General features: G+C 68.8%; 17 protein-coding genes. 11 read left to right on the forward strand and 6 right to left on the reverse strand.

All coding sequences use genetic code 11. From position 1 onward, the window contains the following. Positions 1-40: 40 nt before the first annotated feature. From G3I54_RS29950 to G3I54_RS29965, 4 genes are all read right to left on the reverse strand, one after another. On the reverse strand, positions 41-1,264 hold the full coding sequence (locus G3I54_RS29950; protein WP_164619054.1) for a family 1 glycosylhydrolase: 1,224 nt from the start codon (positions 1,262-1,264) through the stop codon (positions 41-43). Between the two features lie 97 nt (positions 1,265-1,361). Continuing rightward, positions 1,362-2,246, reverse strand: a complete 885-nt coding sequence (locus G3I54_RS29955) for a carbohydrate ABC transporter permease (RefSeq protein ID WP_164619056.1) — start codon at positions 2,244-2,246, stop codon at positions 1,362-1,364. Further along, a complete protein-coding gene (locus tag G3I54_RS29960) occupies positions 2,243-3,223 on the reverse strand; it encodes a sugar ABC transporter permease (RefSeq protein ID WP_164619058.1) in 981 nt (326 codons plus the stop codon). The genes G3I54_RS29955 and G3I54_RS29960 overlap by 4 nt, the downstream gene beginning before the upstream one ends. Positions 3,224-3,225: 2 nt before the next feature. After that, entirely contained in the window at positions 3,226-4,470 is a 1,245-nt protein-coding gene (locus G3I54_RS29965; RefSeq protein ID WP_164619060.1) for a sugar ABC transporter substrate-binding protein, read from the reverse strand. 253 nt (positions 4,471-4,723) lie between these two features. Between G3I54_RS29965 and G3I54_RS29970 the strand changes: the two genes are divergently transcribed. Further along, the gene (locus tag G3I54_RS29970; RefSeq protein WP_164619062.1) at positions 4,724-5,737 is read left to right on the forward strand and encodes an acetylxylan esterase; all 1,014 of its coding nucleotides are present in this window, start codon (positions 4,724-4,726) and stop codon (positions 5,735-5,737) included. A 176-nt stretch (positions 5,738-5,913) separates the two neighbouring features. On the opposite strand, the gene G3I54_RS29975 is transcribed toward G3I54_RS29970, so the two are convergent. Both G3I54_RS29975 and G3I54_RS29980 read right to left on the reverse strand, forming a co-directional pair. Next, positions 5,914-6,378, reverse strand: coding sequence for a PaaI family thioesterase (locus G3I54_RS29975; RefSeq protein WP_137231879.1), 465 nt, complete (start codon positions 6,376-6,378; stop codon positions 5,914-5,916). A 124-nt stretch (positions 6,379-6,502) separates the two neighbouring features. Next, on the reverse strand, positions 6,503-7,573 hold the full coding sequence (locus G3I54_RS29980) for a LacI family DNA-binding transcriptional regulator (RefSeq protein ID WP_164619064.1): 1,071 nt from the start codon (positions 7,571-7,573) through the stop codon (positions 6,503-6,505). A 364-nt stretch (positions 7,574-7,937) separates the two neighbouring features. Here G3I54_RS29980 and G3I54_RS29985 point away from each other — a divergent pair, with 364 nt between their 5' ends. The 10 genes from G3I54_RS29985 (at position 7,938) to G3I54_RS30030 (ending at position 22,829) form a co-directional block, all read left to right on the forward strand. Then, entirely contained in the window at positions 7,938-10,364 is a 2,427-nt protein-coding gene (locus G3I54_RS29985; RefSeq protein ID WP_164619066.1) for an ABC transporter family substrate-binding protein, read from the forward strand. A 409-nt stretch (positions 10,365-10,773) separates the two neighbouring features. Continuing rightward, positions 10,774-12,648 carry a translational GTPase TypA gene (gene typA, locus G3I54_RS29990; protein WP_164619068.1) on the forward strand — a complete coding sequence of 625 codons (1,875 nt, stop codon included), beginning with the start codon at positions 10,774-10,776 and terminating at the stop codon, positions 12,646-12,648. Between the two features lie 556 nt (positions 12,649-13,204). After that, a complete protein-coding gene (locus G3I54_RS29995) occupies positions 13,205-14,824 on the forward strand; it encodes an ABC transporter substrate-binding protein (RefSeq protein ID WP_164619070.1) in 1,620 nt (539 codons plus the stop codon). A 128-nt stretch (positions 14,825-14,952) separates the two neighbouring features. After that, the gene (locus tag G3I54_RS30000) at positions 14,953-15,882 is read left to right on the forward strand and encodes an ABC transporter permease (RefSeq protein ID WP_164619072.1); all 930 of its coding nucleotides are present in this window, start codon (positions 14,953-14,955) and stop codon (positions 15,880-15,882) included. After that, complete coding sequence (locus G3I54_RS30005) at positions 15,875-16,828, forward strand: ABC transporter permease (protein ID WP_164619074.1); 954 nt, start codon at positions 15,875-15,877, stop codon at positions 16,826-16,828. The genes G3I54_RS30000 and G3I54_RS30005 overlap by 8 nt, the downstream gene beginning before the upstream one ends. A gap of 11 nt (positions 16,829-16,839) precedes the next feature. Next, complete coding sequence (locus G3I54_RS30010; protein ID WP_164619076.1) at positions 16,840-17,898, forward strand: ABC transporter ATP-binding protein; 1,059 nt, start codon at positions 16,840-16,842, stop codon at positions 17,896-17,898. Next, positions 17,891-19,033 carry a dipeptide ABC transporter ATP-binding protein gene (locus tag G3I54_RS30015; protein ID WP_164619078.1) on the forward strand — a complete coding sequence of 381 codons (1,143 nt, stop codon included), beginning with the start codon at positions 17,891-17,893 and terminating at the stop codon, positions 19,031-19,033. The genes G3I54_RS30010 and G3I54_RS30015 overlap by 8 nt, the downstream gene beginning before the upstream one ends. Before the next feature lie 164 nt (positions 19,034-19,197). Further along, positions 19,198-20,832: an ABC transporter substrate-binding protein gene (locus tag G3I54_RS30020; protein ID WP_164619080.1), complete on the forward strand. Its 1,635-nt coding sequence runs from the start codon at positions 19,198-19,200 to the stop codon at positions 20,830-20,832. Positions 20,833-20,935: 103 nt separating this feature from the next. Continuing rightward, a complete protein-coding gene (locus tag G3I54_RS30025) occupies positions 20,936-21,859 on the forward strand; it encodes an ABC transporter permease (RefSeq protein ID WP_164619082.1) in 924 nt (307 codons plus the stop codon). After that, the gene (locus G3I54_RS30030; RefSeq protein WP_164619084.1) at positions 21,852-22,829 is read left to right on the forward strand and encodes an ABC transporter permease; all 978 of its coding nucleotides are present in this window, start codon (positions 21,852-21,854) and stop codon (positions 22,827-22,829) included. The genes G3I54_RS30025 and G3I54_RS30030 overlap by 8 nt, the downstream gene beginning before the upstream one ends.

The following is a 22,829-nucleotide window of genomic DNA, read 5'->3' on the forward strand; positions in this document are numbered from 1 at the left end:
CCGTATCAGGGGCGCGCCTCCGGTAGTGGGGGCGCCGGAATTACGCTTCCGTGCGCGGCAGTTCGCGGGTGCGGCCCAGCGAGCCCAGCCACTTCGCCGAGTCGCGCGGGGTGCGCTCGAAGGTCTCCCAGTCGATCGCGATCAGGCCGAACGTGGCCTTGTAGGTGCCCCACTCGTAGTTGTCCAGCGCGCTCCACGCCAGGTAGCCCCGGATGTCGAGGCCGTCCTCCAGCGCCGAGGCGACCTCGTTCAGAGCGCCCGTGTAGTAGTCGACCCGGCGGCTGTCGTCGGCGGTCGCGATGCCGTTCTCCGTGACGATCAGCGGGACGTCCCCGACCACCTCGGCCGTGTGGCGCAGCGCCTCGCCGACCGCGCCCGGGTAGTACTCCCACGTCGTCAGCGTCCGCTCGACGTCGTCGGCCGCCGGGATCGGGCCGTCCGGGCCGATCCGCGTACGGGTGTAGGACTGCACGCCGATCCAGTCGTCGCCGCGCGCCGCCTCGATGAAGACATCCTCGCGCGGGTGGCGGTAGGCGGCGGTGACGTCCTCCGCGCCGGGGAGGGCCTGGTAGACCTGGTTGGCGATGGTCCAGCCGACCTGGATGCCCGCGTCCAGAGCCCGGACCTCCTTCACCGCCGCGTGGTGCGCGGCGATGACGGCCGCGGTCGTCTCGTCGTCGGGGGTGGGCAGGCCGGCGGGCGGGAAGCTGTTGTCGCCGCGCTTGGCCTGGCCCGCCATCACGGCGATCATGTTCGGCTCGTTGATCGTGCAGACATGCCGTACGCCTTCGGAGATCACCGGCGCGCAGGCCGCCACGTACCGGGCGAACAGCTCCACCGCGCCCTCGGCCGTCCAGCCGCCGCGCGCCTCGAACCACTGCGGCACGGTGAAGTGGTGCAGGGTCACCATCGGGCGCAGGCCGCGCTCGATCGCGCCCTCCACCATCCGCCGGTAGTGGGCGAGTTCGGCGCGGGAGAAGTGGCCCTCGACCGGCTCGATGCGGGCCCACTCGATGGAGAAGCGGTAGTCGGTGAAGCCGAGCGAGGCCAGCAGGTCCATGTCCTCGGGCCAGCGGTGGTAGCTGTCGCAGGCGTCCAGGCTCGGCTCCGCGATGTGGGTGCCGGCGGCGTGCTCCTTGACCCACCAGTCGCTGTCGGTGTTGTTGCCCTCGATCTGGTGGGCCGCCGTGGAGGCGCCCCAGAGGAAGCCCTCGGGGAACGGGACGGAGGTCGTCGACTGGTTCGGGGCAGGGGGGTGCGTCATCGCGACTTGTCTTTCTGGTGGTGGTGAGGGGTGTGGCCGCCGTCTGGTACGGGGTGGGGTCGGCGGCCTCGTTACGTGAAGTCGGGCGGCCCGGGGGCTACTTCATGCCCGCCGTGGCGATGCCCTGGGTGAAGTGCCGTTGCAGGGCGATGAAGACGACCAGCACCGGCAGCACGATCAGGAAGGCCCCGGCCATCAGCATGCCGTTGGAGCCGCCGGCCTTGTTGGGGTCGGTGGCGAAGGTCGCCAGGGCGACCGGGAGGGTGTACTTGTCGGGGTCGTTGGTCGCGATCAGCGGCCAGACGAAGTTGTTCCAGGAGCCCAGGAACGTGAAGATCGACAGGGTCGCGAGGGCGGGCTTCACCAGCGGCATCACGATCCGCCAGAAGATGTACCACTCGCTCGCGCCGTCCATCCGGGCCGCTTCCAGCAGCTCGTCCGGGATCGACTGCATGAACTGCCGCATCAGGAAGACCCCGAAGGCCCCGGCGGCGAACGGCAGCACGAGACCCGCGTAACTGTCGATCAGCTGGAGCTTGCTCATCAGCACGAACAGCGGCAGCAGCATCAGATTGCCGGGCACCATCAGCGCACCGAGCACCAGGCCGAAGATCTTGTTGCGGCCGACGAACTTCAGCTTCGCCAGGGCGTAGCCGAGCATCGAGCAGAACACCAGGTTCGAGATGGTCACCAGGACCGCCACGATCACCGAGTTCATGAAATACAGCGGCAGGTCCAGCTTGTCGAGCAGCTGCCGGAAGTTGGTCAGGGTCCACTCGGTGGGGATCCACACGGGCGGGCTGGCCGACAGCTCGCTCTGCGTCTTGAAGGCGGAGAGCCCCATCCAGAGGAAGGGCGCCGACATGACCAGCAGGCCGAGCGAGAGCAGGACGTAGACCAGCGGGCGTGCGGTGCTCCGCTTCCCGGGAGCCCGCTTTTCCGGGGCCTTGACCGGTGCGTTGGGGCTGCTGGTGGCGCTCATTTCGTGTTGTCCTTCAGCAGTCGGAGCTGGAGCACCGTGATGCCCATGATCACCACGAAGAGGACGTATGCCATGGCGCTCGCGTAGCCCATGTGGAAGAAGTTGAACCCTTCGCGGTACATGTTCAGCGAGACCGTGAGGGTCGAGTCGGACGGGCCGCCCTGGGTCATCACGAACGGCTCCTCGAACACGTTGAGGTAGCCGATCGTCGTGATCACCGTGGCGTAGAGGACCGTCGGGCGCAGGAGCGGGATCGTGATGCCCCGGAACTCCTGCCAGACGCTCGCGCCGTCGAGCTTCGCCGCCTCCCGCACCTCGGTGGGGATCGCCTGGAGGCCCGCGATGAACAGCACCATCACCGTGCCGACGTTCCGCCAGACCGCCATGACGATCAGCGAGGGCATCGCCAGCGTCTCGGAGCCGAGGAAGTCCGGCGCCGTCCAGCCCACTTCGGAGAAGAGGCCGGCGATCAGCCCGTCGCTCGGATCGAGCACGAACCGCCAGACGACGGCGACCGCGACGATGGTGGTGACCACCGGGGCGTAGAAGCCGACCCGGAAGAAGGTCCGCGCCCGGTCGATGCCGTTGTTCAGCAGAACGGCGACGACCAGCCCGATCCCGATCGTCAGCGGTACGCCGACGACCACGAAGTACCCCGTGTTGAAGAGGGACTTGAGGAACTTCTCGTCGCCGAAGAGGTTGACGTAGTTCTCGAACCCGATGAACTCCGCCTCCCACGGGCGCGTCACATTGCGCAGCCCGAAGTCCGTGAAGCTCATCGCCAGCGTGGCGAGGATCGGGAACGCCATGAAGACGGTGAACAGGACGAGGAACGGGGTGGAGAACAGCCAGCCCGCCGCGTTCTGCACGCCCAGCGTCCGCTTGCGGCGGCCGCCGCCCGCGGGCGGCGGGGACGGTGCGGCCCCGGCCTTCGCGGGCCGCGCGGCCTTCTCGGTCGTGGTGGTCGAGGTGCCCATGGCTACTGCTTCACGAGGCCTTCGATCTCGGACTGCGCCGTCTTCAGCGCGTCCTCGGCGGAAGCCTTGCCCTGCGTCACCTTGGCGATGGCCTGGTCCACCTTGTCGGTGATCTCGGTCCAGTTGGCCAGGGACGGCGAGGACTTGGCGGTGTCCATCTGCTTCTTGAAGGTCTGCAGGTCGGCGTCGTCGGCGAGCGTGCCGGACTCCCACGCGGAGGTGTTGGCGGGCAGGTCCTTCGTCCGCTCGTACCAGTCGGACTGGCCCTTCGTGTCGGTCAGGTACTTGATGAACTCGGTGGCCGCCGCCTTGTGTTCGCTGTCCTTGGAGACGACGAGGGAGGAACCGCCGGCCATGGAGGTGGAGGAGGCGTCCGCCGGAACGTTCGCGATGGCCCACTTGCCCTTGATCTGCGGCTGGCCCTCGTTGAGGAGCGTCACGTACCAGGGGCCGCCGAAGAACATCGGGACCCGGCCGTTGCCGAAGTCCTTCGCCACGTCGTAGCCGGGCTGCACGGACTTGTTGGCGAGGCCCTTGTCGAAGTAACTGCCGTACTCCTTGAGCGCCTTGACCGCCTCCGGGCTGTCGATGACCGCCTCGCCCTTGTCATTGACGATCTCGCCGCCCGCCGAGTACAGGAAGGAGTAGAAGTTCTGCACGGTGTCCAGGCCGCTGGGCTGGATGGACAGGCCCCACTTCGTGCCGGCCTTCTTCTGGTACGCGCCTGCCAGGTCCTGGAGTTCCTTCCAGTTCTCCGGAGCCTTGTCGACGCCCGCCTTTTCGGCCAGGTCCGTGCGGTAGTAGAGGACCCGGGTGTCGACGTACCACGGCACGCCGTAGGCGGTGCCGTCCACCTCACCCTGCTCCCAGCCCGCCGGGAAGAAGTCCTTCTTGTCGAAGACCTTGCCGTCCACCGGCTCCAGCACGCCCAGCTCGGCGAACTCGCCCAGGTAGCTCCCGCCCATCTGCGCCACGTCGGGCAGATTGCCCGCCGCCGCTGCCGAGACGAGCTTCTGGTGGGCGACGTCCCAGCCGATCGGGGTCACCTTCACGGTGATGTTCGGGTTGGCCTTCTCGTAGACCTCGGCCACGTCCGCGAGCTTCTCGCCCTCGGCCCCCATGGCCCACACGGTGAGCGTCTGCTTCTCGTCCGCCGCGACGTCGCCGCCGGAGGAGCCGCAGGCGGAAAGGGTCACGGCGAGCGCGAGCGCTATGCCGGCGGGAGCTGTTCTGGCGATGCGGGACATGGGAGGGCTCCTCCTTGAGCAATCCTGATGCTGCGCGATGTATGCGCTGCCTGTAAGCGCATACATCACTCTGCGCCAGTCGTTCGGGAATCCGCAAGAGGGTGCTGGGTCACACTCGTGCAACGTGCTCGACACCCGGGCGTCTTGTTGTTGAACCGTAAACGCGCCGTTTGTGGAACAACAGGCGATGTGACCGATTCGTCGCCCGGGAGCCCGCGACCGGCGGGGCGTGGTCGGCGTCTACCCTCGCGGCATGGCCTCATCCGTCGCGTTCGCCCACGACTTCCCGTTCGACCCGGCCTACGGGTACGACGCGCCGAACGCCCTGCTGGACATCCCGGCCCCGCCCGCCCCCGACGGCTTCGACGCGTTCTGGCGGGCCCGGTACGCGCGGGCCCGCGCGGTCGACCCGCGGCCGGTCCTCGGCCCGGTGGAGGAGGAGCGCGACGGCGTGACGATCCACGGAGTGAGCTACACCTCCGTGGGCGGCGTCCGGCTCGGCGGCTGGCTCGCCCTGCCCGCCGAGGGGCCCGTACGGTACGGATTCGTCGTCGGGCACGGCTACGGCGGCCGCCAGGAGCCCGGCCGGGACCTTCCGCCGCCGCTGCCCGGGGCCGCCGCGATCCTGCCGTGCGTACGGGGCATGGGGGAGCGGGGCCGGGTCGACGGCGTCCCGGACCTGGCCGACGAGCACGTCCTGCACGGCATCGGCTCCCGCGACACCTACGTCATCGGCGACTGCGCGGCCGACCTGTGGTGCGCCGCCTCCGCCCTGATGGAGCTGGTGCCCGAGCTGGCTCCGGCCGGCCTCCCGGGCGGGCCCCGCCTCGGCTACCTCGGCGAGAGCTTCGGCGGCGGGCTCGGGGCCCTCGCGCTGCCCTGGGACGACCGCTTCGGCGCGGCCCAGCTCACCGTCCCCACCTTCGGCAACCACCCGCTGCGCCTCACCCTGCCCTGCGCGGGCAGCGGCGAGGCGGTCCGGACGCACCACCGCGAACACCCCGAGGTCACCGAGGTCCTCGGCTACTTCGACGCGGCGACGGCGGCGACCCGGCTGACGCTGCCCACGCTGGTCGCGGCCGCCCTGTTCGACCCGTCCGTCCCGCCGCCCGGGCAGTTCGCCGTACACAACGCGCTGGCCGGCGAGCGCGAGCTCCAGGTGCTGACGGCGGGGCACTTCGCGTACCGCGGGATGACGGCCGAGGCGGCGGAGCTGGACGCGAACCGGACCCGGTTCTTCGGGGAACGGCTGGGGGCGGTGGGCTGATCCAGGGGGGCCGAGGGGCCCGGGCCTGTGCCTGAGGGGTCCGGCCGCCTGAGGGGGCGGGCGGGTGTGCGCCCGAGGGGTCCGGGCGTGTGCCTGAGGGGTCGGGCTGCTGGGAAGCCCCGACGCCTGGGAAGCCCGGCCTCGTCCGGCGGGCGTGCGGTGGCCGATGCCGCGGGTCAGGCGGCCGTCTTCGGGGCGTCCACCCGGATCAGCGTCTGCTGCCCGTTGGCCACGAGCTTGCGGCTGCCGTCCTCCTGAACGCCGAAGACCTCCAGCCGGCACACGGTCAGCGTGCGCCCGGACTTCAGGACCGTACCCACGGCCTCCAGGTGGTCGCCGGCGGCGGGCGCGAGGAGGTTGATCTTGTACTCCACCGTGAGGACCTCGCTGTCCTCGGCGAACAGCGTCAGGGCCGCGTAACCGCCCGCGCTGTCCGCGATGGCGCTGGTGGCGCCGGCGTGGACGTAACCGTGCTGCTGGGTCACCTCGGGCCGGGCCGGCAGGACGATACGGACGCGGCCCGGCGCGATCTCGGTGATGCGGGCGCCGAGGTGGTGCATCAGCCCCTGGCGGCCGAAGCTGTCGCGGACCCGGGCTTCGGTGGCGGGGCTCGTGCGGTCCTGCCCGGCGTGCTCGGTCATGGGCTCTCCTTCGGCGGTAACGGTGTACGGGGCCGGGGGCCGGGCCTCGGGAGGCCGGGCCTCGGGCGGACGTGCTGGTGTCGGCCGGCCCGTCGGTGCGCCGGCCCGCCGGCACGCGCCTCGCTCAGCCGCAGCCGCAGCTGGCCCGCCGGGTCACCGAGACCGGCAGTTCCAGCGAGACCGGGGCGCGGCCCGGGTCGGCCAGGCGTTGCACCAGCAGCTCCACCGCCTGCTCGCCCAGCAGCCGGATCGGCTGCCGGACGGTCGTCAGGGGCGGGCGGACGATCCGGCTCAGCGGGATCCCGTCGAACCCGGTCACGGCGATGTCCTCGGGCACCCGCACCCCGCGTCGCTCCAGCGCCTGGAGTGCGCCGACCGCCATCTGGTCGTTGGCGAACAGCATCGCCTCCGGCCGCTCCACCCCCGTACCCTCCGACCGGTCCAGCAGGGTGCCCGCCGCCAGCGCGCCCTCGGCCTGCGTCATCATCCCGGCGCGCAGCTCCGGCCGGGAGGGCACCGGAAGGCCCGCGTCCCGGCAGGCCTCCTGGAAGCCCCGGAACCGGGCCTGGGAGTCCGGCGAGTCCTCCCCGCCGCCGACGAACGCCAGCCGGCGCAGTCCGTGGTCCTCGATCAGATGGCGGGTCAGTTCGCGCTCGCCCTCGGCGTTGGCCACCACGATGTGATCCAGGTGGTCGATCTCGCGCGGCCCGGCGAGCATCACCACGGGCAGCCGGCGCGATATCACTTCCAGGTCCTCGGTCGGCACGGTCCGCGCCAGTACGGCGAAGCCGTCGACCCGCCCCGCCACCTTCGCCACCAGGCTCTCCGGCCCGCCCTCCAGCGAGGCCGCGATCAGCAGGGCGTAGCCGTGCCGCCGGGCCGCCCGTTCCATGCCCCGGATGATCTGGTCGGAGTAGAGCATGACGGCCTGGTCGTCGTCCGCGTCGCTCGCGGCCGCGGCGGTCTCGGCGTCCTGGTCCGCGAAGTCCGGGAAGCACAGCCCGAGCACGCCGGTGGTGCGGCTGGCCAGGCCCCGGGCGCTGCCGCTCGGCACGTATCCCAGCTCACGGGCCGCCTCCATGACCTTCTCGCGCGTCTGTACGCGTACGGAATCGGGGTTCCGGTAGACCCGGGAGACCGTGGCAATGGAGACGCCCGACCGCTCGGCGACGTCGTACACCGTGGGGGCGCTCACTCGACCGACCGTCCGTCCGCTTTTCTTCCGCGAGGCGATCACGAGGGCTCGTGAAAGCGCATTCACCCTAAATCCTGGGCCGCGGGCGGAGCAAGGCCGCTCGATCCGGCGTGCCGGGACTCACGCCCGCTCACGCGCGGTCGCGGCCGGGGAGTGAGCCGGGGGTGGGCCGGGGGTGAGCGAAACGTTCCTCCGGGCGGGTGAGCTTGGCCCTCTCGTCCGCCGTGTCGCCGCCCCCTCGCGCGCAGGGGCGTTTTCAGTGGGCGGAAGGAATCAGTGTGATCAACTGCAAATGCCACCACATACGCACTATCCGGTCCATTCCGGTACGGGGTGGTCCGGGCCGGCCCCGGAGGTAACAGCCATGTCCCACGTCGGCGTCCCGCGCGGGACGGTTCGAAAGCGCCGATCGCTCGCGCTCCTCACGACGGGGGTGCTCACGATCCCGGTGCTGGCGGGCTGCAGCTCCGGCAGCGAGGAGACCTCCCGGGGCGTGCCCCAGGACATCGCGCCCGCCGCCCGCGAGACGGTCACCGACGGTTCGACGGTGAACTGGGCGGTCGACGCGCTGCCCGTCACCTTCAACGCCTTCCAGGCGGACGCGGACAGCGCCACCACCCGGATCACCGGAGCCCTGCTCCCGACGCTCTTCCCGATGGACAGAACCGGGCAGCCGAAGCTCAACCCGGACTACCTGGAGTCCGCGAAGGTCATCGAGCGCGAGCCGAAGCAGGTCGTGCTCTACAAGCTCAACCAGCAGGCGGTGTGGAGCGACGGCCGCGAGATCGGCGCCCCCGACTTCGTCGCCCAGTGGCGGGCGCTCAGCGGCAAGGACTCCGCGTTCTGGACCGCCCGCAACTCCGGGTACGAGCGGATCGAGAAGATCGAACGGGGCTCGGACGACCTCCAGGTGCGGGTCACGTTCTCCAAGCCCTACGCGGACTGGCGCTCGCTGTTCTCGCCGCTCTACCCGAAGGAGATCACCGGCTCGCCGGACGCCTTCAACGACGGCGCGCGCACCACCCTCAAGAACACCGCAGGGCCCTTCGTCCTGCGCGGCGTCAGCAAGGCCAAGGGCACCGTCACGCTGGCCCGCAACCCGCGCTGGTGGGGCGACAAGGCCAAGCTGGACACCCTCGTCTTCCGGGCGGTCGCCGCCAAGGACCGTACCCAGGCCCTCGCCGACGGCACGGTGGACGTCGCCGACATCGACGCGGCCACCGCCGACCGCATCACCCTCGCCCGCCGCGACCGGGGCAGCAACGGCCAGCCGCCCGCCCACGGCCCGGGCTCCGAGATCACGCCCGCCGCGGCCCTGCGCTCCTGGGCCCTGGCGCACGGCTCCGACGAGGAGGCCGCCGAGATCGCGCAGGCCGCCCGGGAGAAGAACCGCAAGGCCGTCGTCGCGTACGCCACCGAGCAGAAGGCCCTGCGCGACTTCGCCGTCCGCAAGTCCCTGGAGCCCGCCTACACCCAGCTCGCGCTGAACGGCGAGTCCGGCCCGCTCGCCGACGACCGGGTCCGCCGGGCGGTGGCCCGCGCCCTGGACCGGCAGGAGCTGGCCCAGACGGTGCTGGGGCCGCTGGGTCTTCCGGCGAAGCCGCTCGGCAGCCACCTCGCCCTCGCCGGCCAGCCCGGCTACAAGGACGGCAGCGGGGCGCTCGGCGACCAGAACACCAAGGAGGCCCAGGCCCTGCTGGCGGACGCCGGCTGGACCCGGGGCGGCGCGGCCCAGCCGCCGAAGGACACCAAGGCGGGCAGCGAGGCGGAGAAGAAGAGCGACAAGAGCGACAAGGACGCGAAGGAAGACGCCGAGGCGGAGAAGAAGACCGCCGAGGACGCGGACAAGGACGCGAAGACCGAGAAGACCGAGAAGACCGAGAAGACCGAGGAGGACAAGGAAGCCGAGGACGAGAAGGGCGACAAGAAGGCCGCCTCCGAGGACAGCGCCGCCTCTCGCGACGAGGGCCTCTACATCGTCGGCGAGGACAACAAGCCCGGCGCCCAGGCCCCCGCCCACGCCTCCGCGAGCGGCGCCTCGGGCCTCCACATCATCGCCCCCGCCCGGACGGCCGCCGCCCAGCGCGCCGCTCTGCTCCGCCAGGTCGGTCTCCTCGGTGAGGACGGCGCCGTCGCCGCCCAGGACAAGCAGCCCGGGGGAGCCGCCGGAGCGTACGCCCCCGTCGGCACCGCCGCTCCGGCGCCCGCCGCGGCCAAGGGGCAGCTCGGCAAGGACGGCAAGACGCTGACCCTGCGCTTCGTGCTCCCCTCCGGACCCGGCTCCCAGTCGCTGCGCAGCGTCGGCGACAAGATCGCGGTGATGCTGGACAAGATCGGCATCGGCACGGAGATCACCAAGGTGCCCGACGAGAGCTACTTCAAGGACCACATCGCCTCCGGCGAGTACGACCTGGCGCTCTACTCGTGGCCCGCCACCGCCTACCCGGCCACCGACGGCCGCCCGATCTACGCCAAGCCGGAGCCCGCCACCGACGGGTCGCTCCTCGTGGAGCAGAATTACACCCGGGTCGGCACCGACCACATCGACCAGCTCTTCGACCAGGCGGCCGCCGAGCTGGACGAGAAGGCCGCACGGGAGCTGATGAAGCAGGCGGACGCCCGGATCTGGGCCGCCGCCGGATCGATTCCGCTCTTCCAGCGTCCGCAGCTCGTCGCGGTCGACAAGAAGCTCGCGAACGTCGGGGCGTTCGGTTTCGCGGCCCCCCGGTATCAGGACATCGGGTTCAAGAACCGGCAAGCGGCAGGTTCCCCCGCAGACCGCAAGAAGTAGCGGCCAAGCACCACCGACTCCCACCGCCAAGCTCAGATGCACCTCAAAACCCTTGCCCGCCGGTTCCCCCGGCGGGCAGTGTGGTTTCTGCCCTGACCCGGGCCGTTCCATCGCTTCACCGCTCCTCACCCCCCCACATGGCCTCGCCATGGCCCCGCCATAGCTCAGCCACAGCTCCGCCCGAATCCGGCCGTCTCCATGGCTCGGCACGGAGCCAGGCCCTTGACAGCGGCTGAATATCGCCTGAATCACACGGGAAGACCGCCTCTGCGGATCGGCCCGGGAAGCCCGGCGGGCCCAAGGCCCGTACGATGGGACGAGCCGTGGCGTGCCGCCCGGCGGGCGTACGAGGACTCGAAGACCGACTGAGACGCCTGATCCCACGATCCGAGAGAAGCGCAAGCCACCCATGCCCACGCGCCACGACATCCGTAACGTAGCCATCGTCGCCCACGTCGACCACGGCAAGACCACGCTGGTCGACGCCATGCTCAAGCAGGCCGGAGCGTTCGCCGCCCACGCCGCCGAGCACCTCGACGACCGCATGATGGACTCGAACGACCTGGAGCGTGAGAAGGGCATCACGATCCTCGCCAAGAACACGGCGGTGAAGTATCACCCCAAGGACGGCGGGGACCCGATCACGATCAACATCATCGACACCCCCGGCCACGCCGACTTCGGCGGCGAGGTCGAGCGCGGTCTGTCGATGGTGGACGCGGTCGTGCTGCTCGTCGACGCCTCCGAGGGCCCGCTGCCCCAGACCCGCTTCGTGCTGCGCAAGGCGCTGGCCGCGAAGATGCCGGTCATCCTGTGCATCAACAAGACGGACCGCCCCGACTCCCGGATCGCCGAGGTCGTCGACGAGACGTACGACCTGTTCCTGGACCTCGACGCGGACGAGGACCAGATCGAGTTCCCGATCGTCTACGCCTGCGCCCGTGACGGCGTCGCCTCGCTGACCAAGCCCGAGGACGGCACCGTCCCGGCGGACAGCGAGAACCTGGAGCCGTTCTTCTCCACGATCCTGTCGCACGTCCCGGCCCCGGAGTTCGACGCGGAGGCGCCGCTCCAGGCCCACGTCACCAACCTGGACGCCGACAACTTCCTCGGCCGTATCGCGCTCTGCCGCGTCGAGCAGGGCGAGCTGCGCAAGGGCCAGACCGTCACCTGGATCAAGCGTGACGGCACCATGTCCAACGTCCGCATCACCGAGCTGATGATGACCGAGGCGCTCACCCGCAAGCCGGCCGAGGTGGCGGGCCCGGGCGACATCTGCGCCGTCGCCGGATTCCCGGACATCATGATCGGCGAGACCCTGGCCGACCCCGAGAACCCGATCGCGCTCCCGCTGATCACGGTCGACGAGCCGGCCATCTCGATGACCATCGGCACCAACACCTCGCCGCTCGTCGGCAAGGGCGGCAAGGGCCACAAGGTCACCGCCCGCCAGGTGAAGGACCGCCTGGACCGCGAGCTGATCGGTAACGTCTCGCTCCGCGTCCTGGACACCGAGCGCCCCGACGCCTGGGAGGTCCAGGGCCGTGGTGAGCTCGCGCTCGCCATCCTGGTCGAGCAGATGCGCCGCGAGGGCTTCGAGCTGACCGTCGGCAAGCCCGAGGTCGTCACCAAGCAGATCGACGGCAAGACCCACGAGCCGATCGAGCGCATGACGATCGACTCGCCCGAGGAGCACCTCGGCGCCATCACGCAGCTCATGGCGACCCGCAAGGGCCGCATGGAGACCATGACGAACCACGGCTCCGGCTGGGTCCGCATGGAGTGGATCGTTCCGTCCCGCGGCCTCATCGGCTTCCGTACGGAGTTCCTGACGCAGACCCGCGGCACCGGCATCGCGCACTCCATCTTCGAGGGCCACGAGCCGTGGTTCGGCGAGCTGCGCACCCGTCACAACGGCTCGCTGGTGGCGGACCGTTCGGGTTCGGTCACGCCGTTCGCGATGGTCAACCTCCAGGAGCGCGGTGTCATCTTCACCGAGGCCGGCACCGAGGTCTACGAGGGCATGATCGTCGGCGAGAACTCCCGCGCCGACGACATGGACGTGAACATCACCAAGGAGAAGAAGCTCACCAACATGCGTGCGGCCTCCGCGGACACCACGGAGAACGTGGTTCCGGCCCGCAAGCTGTCGCTGGAGCAGTCCCTGGAGTTCTGCCGCGAGGACGAGTGCATCGAGGTGACCCCGGAGACCGTGCGTATCCGCAAGGTCGTCCTGGACGCCAAGCAGCGCGGCCGCACGGCCTCGCGCGCCAAGCACGGCTGATCCCCGCCCCACCCGGCCCCAACAGGCCCTGAGGACCGCCCGGACGCCCCTGTCGGCTTCCGGGCGGTCCTGTGTGCGGCTCCAGGAGTCCCGGAGCCGTACGCTCCGTATGCGGAGGCCCGCCGCACCCTCGGGAATCGCGTCGGACGGTCCGTCAGCACAGGCATTGACAGAAGGCCCGGCCCACCACGGACACTGTGGTGGGCCGGGCCTTCGTCAATCGCTTTTCCTGACCGTGGTGTCCGGATATCGGGGGTCGCTCTCCGGAACATGTGTTAACAGTCCGTTTCGGGCGTGTCTGTCTGGGATCGCTTTGTCCGGATTTCGGGCACACGAGAGGGTCTGATGTTGTCAAACCGAGACCCTTTAAGTGTGGTTTACAGCCCGGCCGTACTCAATAGTTGGCTCCATTGAGCTCGGGTCAATGGGTCACGCACTGTGGGGAGTGCCGACTCACGAGCACACTCGGGGCACTGAACGATCACCGTCAGGGGTGTCGGTGAATCTCTCCAGTGCCCTTCTTGTAGTCAAAAGTGGACTCATGAGGAGGAAACCCATGCGCGGTGCCAAGAGCGCCAAGTGGGTCGCGGGAGCGGCAATCATCGCCCTGGCCGCGACTGCCTGTGGTGGTAGCGACAGTGGTGACGGAGGCAAGAAGAACACGTCGGGCCAGCCCGCCGGGTACGTCTCGATCGACGTCGGCGAGCCCCAGAAGCCTCTGATGCCGGCCGACACGAACGAGAGCAACGGCTCCTACGTCATCCAGTCGCTGTTCACCCAGCTGCTGGACTTCGACGACAAGGGCGAGATCGTTCTCACGAACGCCGAGTCCGTCGAGACCGAGGACTCCAAGACGTGGACCGTCAAGCTCAAGTCCGGCTGGAAGTTCCACAACGGTGAGGCCGTGACCGCGCAGTCGTACATCGACGCGTGGAACTGGTACGCCAACGTCGAGAACAAGCAGCAGAACGCGTTCTGGTTCTCCGACATCAAGGGCTACGAGGACGTCCACCCCGAGAAGGGTGCGCCCAAGGGCAAGGAGATGTCCGGCCTGAAGGCCGTGGACGACACCACGTTCACGATCGAGCTGAACAACAAGGTCCCGTACTTCAACTACAAGCTCGGCTACGCGACGTTCGCGCCGCTGCCCAAGGTCTTCTACGACGACCCGAAGGCGTTCGGCCAGAAGCCGATCGGCAACGGCCCGTACACGTTCGAGAAGTGGACCCACAAGAAGCTCATCCAGGTCAAGGCCTGGCCCGAGTACCAGGGCCCGAACAAGGCTGCCAACAAGGGCATCCAGTTCAAGAACTACTCGACCGTCGAGGCGGCCTACGCGGACGTCATCTCCGGCAACCTGGACATGATCCGTCAGGTCGGCCCGCGTGACCTCCCGAAGTACAAGACGGACCTCGGCGACGGCGCGATCGACCAGCCGTACGCGGCCATCCAGTCGCTGAACCCGGCGTTCTACTCGAAGACGTTCAAGGACATCGACCCCAAGGTCCTCCAGGGTCTGTCCATGGCGATCGACCGTGAGACCATCACGAAGACCGTCCTGAACGGCACGCGCATCCCGGCGACGAGCTTCACGCCCCCGCAGGTCAAGGGCAACCAGACGCTCGACTCGGACATCCTGAAGTTCAACCCGGCCAAGGCCAAGGAGCTCATCAAGGCCGGCGGCGGTGTCCCGGAGAACAAGATCTCCATCCAGTACAACGCCGACGGTGGGCACAAGGAGTGGGTGACCGCTGTCTGCGAGTCCATCCGCAACGCCACCGGGGTCGAGTGCGTGGGCGACGCCAAGCCGGACTTCCCGACCGACCTCGAAGCGCGTGACAACAACGAGGTCAAGGGCTTCTACCGCGGTGGCTGGGTGGCCGACTACCCCGTCAACGTGAACTTCCTCAAGGAGCTGTACCACTCCAAGGCGGAGTCGAACAACGGTCGGTTCGCCGACAAGGAGATCGACGAGCTGATGGCGAAGGGTGACAAGGCCGACTCGCTCGAGGCCTCCGTCGCCGCCTACCAGGAGGTCGAGAAGGCCCTGGTGGACAAGATGCCCGCCATCCCGCTCTGGTACTACGCCATCAACGGCGGCCACGGCAAGAACGTCGACAACGTCAAGGTCGACTTCCACGGTGACCTCGAACTGACCGGCGTCACCACCAAGTAACGCCTGCGGGTCATTCCCCAACTGGCCGTCATCCGCCCGTGCTGCCCCTCAGCACGGTCGGAGGCGCGGGGGTCGTCTCTGCGAAGAGGCGGCCCCCGCGCCGCAGTTATCCCCACACGGAGGCACCCATGGGGCGCTATGTCGCACGACGACTGCTCCAGATGATCCCGGTCTTCATCGGGTCGACCCTGCTGGTCTTCCTGATGATGTACGCACTGCCCGGCGACCCCGTCAGAGCTCTTGCCGGTGAACAGCACGTAGACGCTGCGCAGATCGCGTCGATGAAGGCGAGTCTGGGTCTGGACCAGCCGATCTGGCAGCAGTATTTGAACTACCTGGGCAATCTGTTCCAGGGCGACCTCGGCAATCAGATCGGGACGCAGCGTCCGGTCGCCGAAGTCATCGCCGACGCCTACCCGATCACCGTCAGACTGGCGATCTTCGCCTTCGTCTTCACGGTCGTCGCCGGGATCTCGCTCGGCATCGTCGCGGGCCTCAAGGCCGAGTCCATCCGGGACCGCGGTCTGCTCGGCCTGACGCTGGTGCTGATCTCCATGCCGTCCTTCGTGCTGGGCTTCCTCGTCCAGTACTTCTTCGCGTTCCAGCTCGGCATCGCCAAGCCGAACGTGAGCATCGAGCCGACCAACACCGAGCTGATCATGCCGGCCATCGTGCTGGCGTCGCTGTCACTCGCCTACGTCGCTCGCCTCACCCGTACCTCGGTCGCCGAGAACATGCGCGCCGACTACATGCGTACGGCCGTCGCCAAGGGCCTGCCGCGTCGCCGCATCGTCGGCGTCCACCTGATGCGCAACTCGCTCATCCCGGTCGTCACCTTCCTCGGCACCGACATCGGCTCCCTGATGGGCGGCGCGATCGTGACCGAGGGCATCTTCAACATCAAGGGCGTCGGATCGCTCGTCTTCGAGGCTCTCGGCAAGCGCGAGGGCGCCACCGTCGTCGGCGTCGTGACGCTGCTCGTCGTCGTCTATCTCGTCTGCAGCCTGCTCGTCGACCTGCTCTACGCGGTCCTGGACCCGAGGATCCGGTATGCCTGACACCACCGCACTCAAGAGCACCGACGCTCCGGCCACGGCCGTCGACGCGCCGCCCGCGACGGACGCCGGGCCCGCGCCCGGCAAGCCGCGCAGCCTCTGGTCGGACGCCTGGCACGACCTGCGCCGCAACCCGCTCTTCCTCATCTCGATGGTGCTGATCCTGCTGCTCACCGTCATGGCGATCTTCCCGGGCCTGTTCACCAGCGCCTCGCCGCGGGACGCCAACCTGGCCGAGCACTACCTCCAGCACCCGAAGTGGGGCAACTTCTTCGCCCCCGACTGGCTCGGTTACGACGTCCAGGGGCGCTCCATCTACGCGCGTCTCGTGTACGGGGCCCGTGCCTCCATCACCGTCGGCGTGGTCGTGACCCTCGCGGTCACCATCACCGGCCTGGCGATCGGCATGATCGCCGGTTACTTCGGCGGCTGGATCGACACGATCCTGTCCCGTATCACCGACGTCTTCTTCGGCGTTCCCTTCATCGTCGGCGCCATGGTCATCCTGACCAGCTTCGAGGAGCGCTCGGTCTGGGTCGTCATCCTGTCGATGGCCTTCCTCGGCTGGACCTCGATCGCCCGTGTCGCCCGTGGCTCGGTCATCACGATCAAGCAGTCCGACTACGTGGTCGCCGCCAAGGCGCTCGGCGCCTCCACCACCCGGATCCTGACGCGGCACATCCTGCCGAACGCCATCGCTCCGGTGATCGTGGTCGCCACCATCGCGCTCGGCGGTTACATCGCCGCCGAGGCCACCCTGTCGTTCCTCGGTATCGGCCTCGCCGAGCCGACGGTCTCGTGGGGCATCGATGTGTCCGCTGCGAAGGACCAGCTCCGCAATGCTCCGTACGTCCTGGTCATCCCCTCGGTGATGGTCTCGATCACGGTGCTGTCCTTCCTGATGTTCGGCGATGCGGTCCGCAACGCCCTCGACCCCAAGATGCGCTGAGGGAGGCGTTCGTGACCACCATCGACAAGACGGCTCACGTCCCCGCACCGCGGGAGTCCGTGAGTGGCGACGGTCCACTGCTCGACGTCCGCGACCTGCACGTGGAGTTCCACACCCGCGACGGTGTGGCCAAGGCGGTCAACGGTGTGAACTACACCGTCAGCGCCGGCGAGACGCTCGCGGTGCTCGGCGAGTCCGGTTCCGGCAAGTCCGTGACCGCGCAGACCATCATGGGCATCCTCGACATGCCGCCCGGGAAGATCACGCAGGGCGAGATCCTCTTCCGCGGCCAGGACATGCTGAAGATGTCCAACGAGGAGCGCCGGAAGATCCGCGGCCGCAAGATCGCGATGATCTTCCAGGACGCGCTGTCCTCGCTGAACCCGGTCCTCTCCGTCGGCTACCAGCTCGGCGAGATGTTCCGGGTGCACCAGGGCCTCTCCAAGAAGGCGGCCAAGGCCAAGTCCATCGAGCTGATGGACCAGGTCAAGATCCCGGCGGCGGCGGCCCGTATCGCGGACTTCCCGCACCAGTTCTCCGGCGGTATGCGCCAGCGCATCATGATCGCCATGGCGCTGGCCCTGGAGCCGGACCTGATCATCGCGGACGAGCCGACCACCGCGCTCGACGTGACGGTGCAGGCCCAGGTCATGGACCTGCTGGCCGAGCTGCAGCGCGAGTACAACATGGGTCTGATCCTGATCACCCACGACCTCGGCGTCGTCGCCGACGTCGCGGACAAGATCGCCGTGATGTACGCGGGCCGGATCGTGGAGACGGCCCCGGTCGGCGAGCTGTACAGCCGCCCGGCCCACCCGTACACCAAGGGTCTGCTGGACTCGATCCCGCGCCTGGACCAGAAGGGCCAGGAGCTCTACGCGATCAAGGGTCTGCCGCCCAACCTCACGCGCATCCCCGCGGGCTGTGCCTTCAGCCCGCGCTGCCCCAAGGCACAGGACATCTGCCGTACGGACATCCCGCCGCTCGCCCCGGTGACCGAGCGGGACGGCCTCGAGCTGGTCGGCCGCGGCAGCGCGTGCCACTTCTGGAAGGAGACGATCCATGGCTGAGCTCAAGAAGGAGCCCGTGGACGCCACCCCGAACGTCTCCGACGTGGAGACCGTGGACGCCGCGACCGAGGCGGAGGCCGTAGCCGCCATCGACGCGCCCGTCAGCCAGGGCGAGCCGATCCTCCAGGTGCGGAACCTCGTCAAGCACTTCCCGCTGACGCAGGGCATTCTCTTCAAGAAGCAGATCGGCGCGGTCAAGGCCGTCGACGGGATCTCCTTCGACCTGTACGCCGGTGAGACCCTGGGCATCGTGGGCGAGTCCGGCTGTGGCAAGTCCACGGTCGCCAAGCTCCTGATGACCCTGGAGCGGGCCACCGCCGGCGAGGTCTTCTACAAGGGCCAGGACATCACCAAGCTGTCCGGCCGGGCGCTGAAGGCCGTCCGCCGCAACATCCAGATGGTGTTCCAGGACCCCTACACCTCGCTGAACCCGCGCATGACGGTCGGCGACATCATCGGGGAGACCTTCGAGATCCACCCCGAGGTGGCCCCGAAGGGCGACCGGCGCCGCCGGGTCCAGGAGCTCCTGGACGTCGTGGGCCTGAACCCGGAGTACATCAACCGGTACCCGCACCAGTTCTCCGGCGGTCAGCGCCAGCGCATCGGCATCGCCCGCGGCCTCGCGCTCAACCCGGAGATCATCATCTGCGACGAGCCGGTCTCCGCACTCGACGTGTCGGTGCAGGCCCAGGTCATCAACCTGATGGAGAAGCTCCAGGACGAGTTCAACCTGTCCTACCTCTTCATCGCGCACGACCTGTCCATCGTCCGGCACATCTCCGACCGGGTCGGCGTGATGTACCTCGGCAAGATGGCCGAGATCGGCACGGACACGCAGATCTACGACCACCCGACGCACCCCTACACCCAGGCGCTGCTGTCGGCGGTCCCGGTCCCCGACCCGGCGGCCCGGGAGGGACGCGACCGGATCATCCTCACCGGTGACGTTCCGTCACCGGCGAACCCGCCCTCGGGCTGCCGCTTCCGCACCCGGTGCTGGAAGGCGGAGGAGCGCTGCGCGACGGAGGAGCCCCTGCTGGCGATCCCCGAGCGCTTCGTGGCGGGGGCCACCCCGGCCTCGCACGAGTCGGCGTGTCACTTCGCCGAGGAGCGGGACGTCGTGCACGCGGCGTGACCGTATTCGGTTCCTGACCGGCCGATGCCCGGTTCCCCTCGGGGGACCGGGCATCGTCGCGTCCGCGCCCGCCCCTGCCCGTACGGGGTAAGCCCGCATGCGGTACGTGGCGTTATGGGGTGATATGAGGCATTGAGCTACTCGATGACTCTAGGAGGCACTTCATGCGCGGAGCCACACAGGTCAGGTGGGCCGCATGTGCGGTGGCCGTCGCCCTGGCAGCGACGGCCTGCGGCGGCGGCGGTGACGACGGCGGCGGCAGCGGCGGCGCCGACGGCATCGTCAGCTCCTCCTGGGGAGACCCGCAGAACCCGCTGGAGCCCGCCAACACCAACGAGGTCCAGGGCGGCAAGGTCCTCGACATGGTCTTCCGCGGACTGATCCGCTACGACCCGAAGACCGGCGAGGCCAAGAACATGGTCGCCGAGTCCATCGACTCGACGGACTCCCAGAACTTCACGATCAAGCTCAAGGACGGCTGGACGTTCTCCAACGGCGAGAAGGTCACCGCCAAGTCCTTCGTCGACGCCTGGAACTACGGCGCCGCGCTGAAGAACAACCAGAAGAACGCCTACTTCTTCCAGTACATCGAGGGCTACGACAAGGTCCACCCGGAGTCCGGATCCGCCTCCGCCGAGACCCTGTCCGGCCTGAAGGTCGTCGACGACCTGACCTTCACCACCAAGCTCACCCAGAAGTTCTCCCTGTGGCCCGACACCCTCGGCTACTCCGCCTTCGTCCCGCTGCCCAAGGCGTTCTACGACGACCACGACGCCTGGCTCTCCAAGCCCGTCGGGAACGGCCCGTACACCATCGAGTCGTACGCCAAGGGCTCCTCGATGAACCTGCGCAAGTGGGACGACTACCCGGGCGACGACAAGGCGAAGAACGGCGGCGTCGACCTGAAGGTCTTCACCGACAACAACACCGCCTACACCGACCTGACCTCGGGCAACCTCGACCTCGTCGACGACGTGCCGGCCTCCCAGCTCCGCAACGTCGAGGCGGACCTCGGCGACCGGTACATCAACACCCCCGCCGGCATCATCCAGACCCTGGCCTTCCCCTTCTTCGACGAGAAGTGGGACACCGACGACGCGCGCAAGGTCCGCCAGGGCCTGTCGATGGCGATCAACCGGCCGCAGATCACCGACCAGATCTTCCAGAAGACCCGCACCCCCGCATCCGACTGGACCTCCCCGGTCCTCGGCGAGGACGGCGGCTTCAAGGAAGGGCTCTGCGGCAAGGAGTGCACGTACGACAAGGCCGCGGCCAAGAAGCTGATCGACGAGGGCGGCGGCATCCCCGGCGGCCAGCTGAAGATCTCCTACAACGCGGACACCGGCTCCCACAAGGAATGGGTCGACGCCGTCTGCAACAGCATCAACAACGTCATGGGCAACAACAAGGCCTGCGTCGGCGGCCCCGTCGGCACCTTCGCCGACTTCCGCGCCCAGGTCTCCACGCAGAAGCTCACCAGCGCCTGGCGCGCGGGCTGGCAGATGGACTACCCGCTGATCCAGAACTTCCTCCAGCCGCTCTACTACACCAACGCCCCGTCCAACGACGGCAAGTGGAGCAACGAGCAGTTCGACGACCTGGTCGACAAGGCCAACGCCGAGAGCGACAAGGCGAAGGCTGTCACCACCTTCCAGGACGCGGAGAAGATCCTCGTCACCGAGATGCCGGTCATCCCGCTCTGGTACCAGAACGGCAGCGCCGGCTACTCGGACCGGGTCGACAACGTCGCGCTGAACCCCTTCAGCGTCCCGGTCTACGAAGAGATCACCGTCAAGTGACGCGCTGAGCGAAGCGGACGGCCGGGACGCCCGAACCACCAGCGCCCCGGCCGTCCGCGCACCCCGTCCCCGGTACTGCTCGAACCGACCCCCGGAGCCCCTCATGGGACGTTATGTGATCCGGCGGCTGCTGCAGATGATCCCCGTCTTCTTCGGCACCACGCTGTTGATCTTCCTCATGGTGAACGTGATGGGCGACCCCATCGCGGGCCTCTGCGGCGACCGCCAGTGCGACCCGGCCACCGCCGCCCAGCTGCGCTCCGAGTTCGGCCTCGACAAGCCGGTCTGGCAGCAATACCTCACGTACATGGGCAACGTGTTCACCGGCGACTTCGGCACCGCGTTCAACGGGCAGAAGGTCACCGAGCTGATGGCCACGGCCTTCCCCATCACGATCCGGCTCACCATCGTCGCGATCGTCTTCGAGGTCGTCATCGGCATCAGCCTCGGCGTCGTCACCGGCCTGCGGCGCGGCCGCCCCGTCGACACCACCGTCCTCATCCTGACGCTGGTCGTCATCGCCGTCCCGACCTTCGTCACCGGTCTGCTGCTCCAGCTCCTCCTGGGCGTCAAGTGGGGCATCATCAAGCCCTCGGTCTCCGCGGACCCCACCTTCGACGAACTGCTGGTCCCCGGACTGGTCCTCGCCTCGGTCTCGCTCGCCTACGTCACCCGGCTCACCCGGACCTCGATCGCCGAGAACGCCCGCGCCGACTACGTACGCACCGCCGTCGCCAAGGGCCTGCCCCGCCGCCGCGTCGTCGTACGGCACCTGCTGCGCAACTCGCTGATCCCCGTCGTCACCTTCATCGGCACCGACGTCGGCGCGCTGATGGGCGGGGCCATCGTCACCGAGCGGATCTTCAACATCCACGGGGTCGGCTACCAGCTCTACCAGGGGATCCTGCGCCAGAACTCCCAGACCGTCGTCGGATTCGTCACGATCCTCGTCCTGGTCTTCCTGGCCGCCAACCTGATCGTCGACCTCCTGTACGCCGTACTCGACCCGAGGATCCGCTATGCCTGAGCCGCAGTCATCGGACGGAGCGATCTCCCCGGCGGGCGCCGGCGGCCCCATGGACCTCGCCCTGGAGGAGGGCGCCAGCCTGGAGAAGAACCCGGGCGGCCCCGACGGCGCCGGGCCGACCGGAAAGCCGCGCAGCCTCTGGTCGGACGCCTGGCGCGACCTGCGGCGCAACCCGGTCTTCATCATCTCCGCGCTGGTCATCCTCTTCCTGGTGATCATCTCGATCTGGCCCTCGCTCATCGCGAGCGGCGACCCCCTCCAGGCCAACCTGGACGACGCCCAGAAGGGCTCCGAGCCCGGCCACCCCTTCGGCTTCGACCCGCAGGGCCGCGACGTCTACACCCGGGTCGTGTACGGCACCCGGACCTCGGTGACCGTCGGCGTCTGCGCCACCCTCGGTGTCGCGATCCTCGGCAGCGTGTTCGGCGGACTCGCCGGATTCTTCGGCGGCTGGTGGGACTCGATCCTCTCCCGCCTCACCGACGTCTTCTTCGGCATCCCCGTCGTCCTCGGCGGCCTGGTCTTCCTGTCCGTCGTCACCAGCTCCACCGTCTGGCCCGTCATCGGCTTCATCGTCCTGCTCGGCTGGCCGCAGATCGCCCGCATCGCCCGCGGCTCGGTCATCACCGCCAAACAGAACGACTACGTCCAGGCGGCCCGCGCGCTCGGCGCCTCCAACTCCCGCATGATGCTGCGCCACATCACCCCGAACGCCATCGCGCCCGTCATCGTCGTGGCGACCATCGCGCTCGGCACGTACATCTCGCTGGAGGCGACCCTCTCCTTCCTCGGCGTCGGCCTGAAGGACCCGGCCGTCTCCTGGGGCATCGACATCTCCGCGGCCGCCAACTACATCCGCAACGCCCCGCACATGCTGCTCTGGCCCGCCGGAGCGCTGGCGATCACCGTGCTCGCGTTCATCATGCTCGGCGACGCGGTGCGCGACGCCCTCGACCCCAAGCTGCGCTGA

This window comes from Streptomyces sp. SID14515 (assembly GCF_010548505.1).
In the GTDB taxonomy this organism is placed as follows: domain Bacteria; phylum Actinomycetota; class Actinomycetes; order Streptomycetales; family Streptomycetaceae; genus Streptomyces; species Streptomyces caviscabies.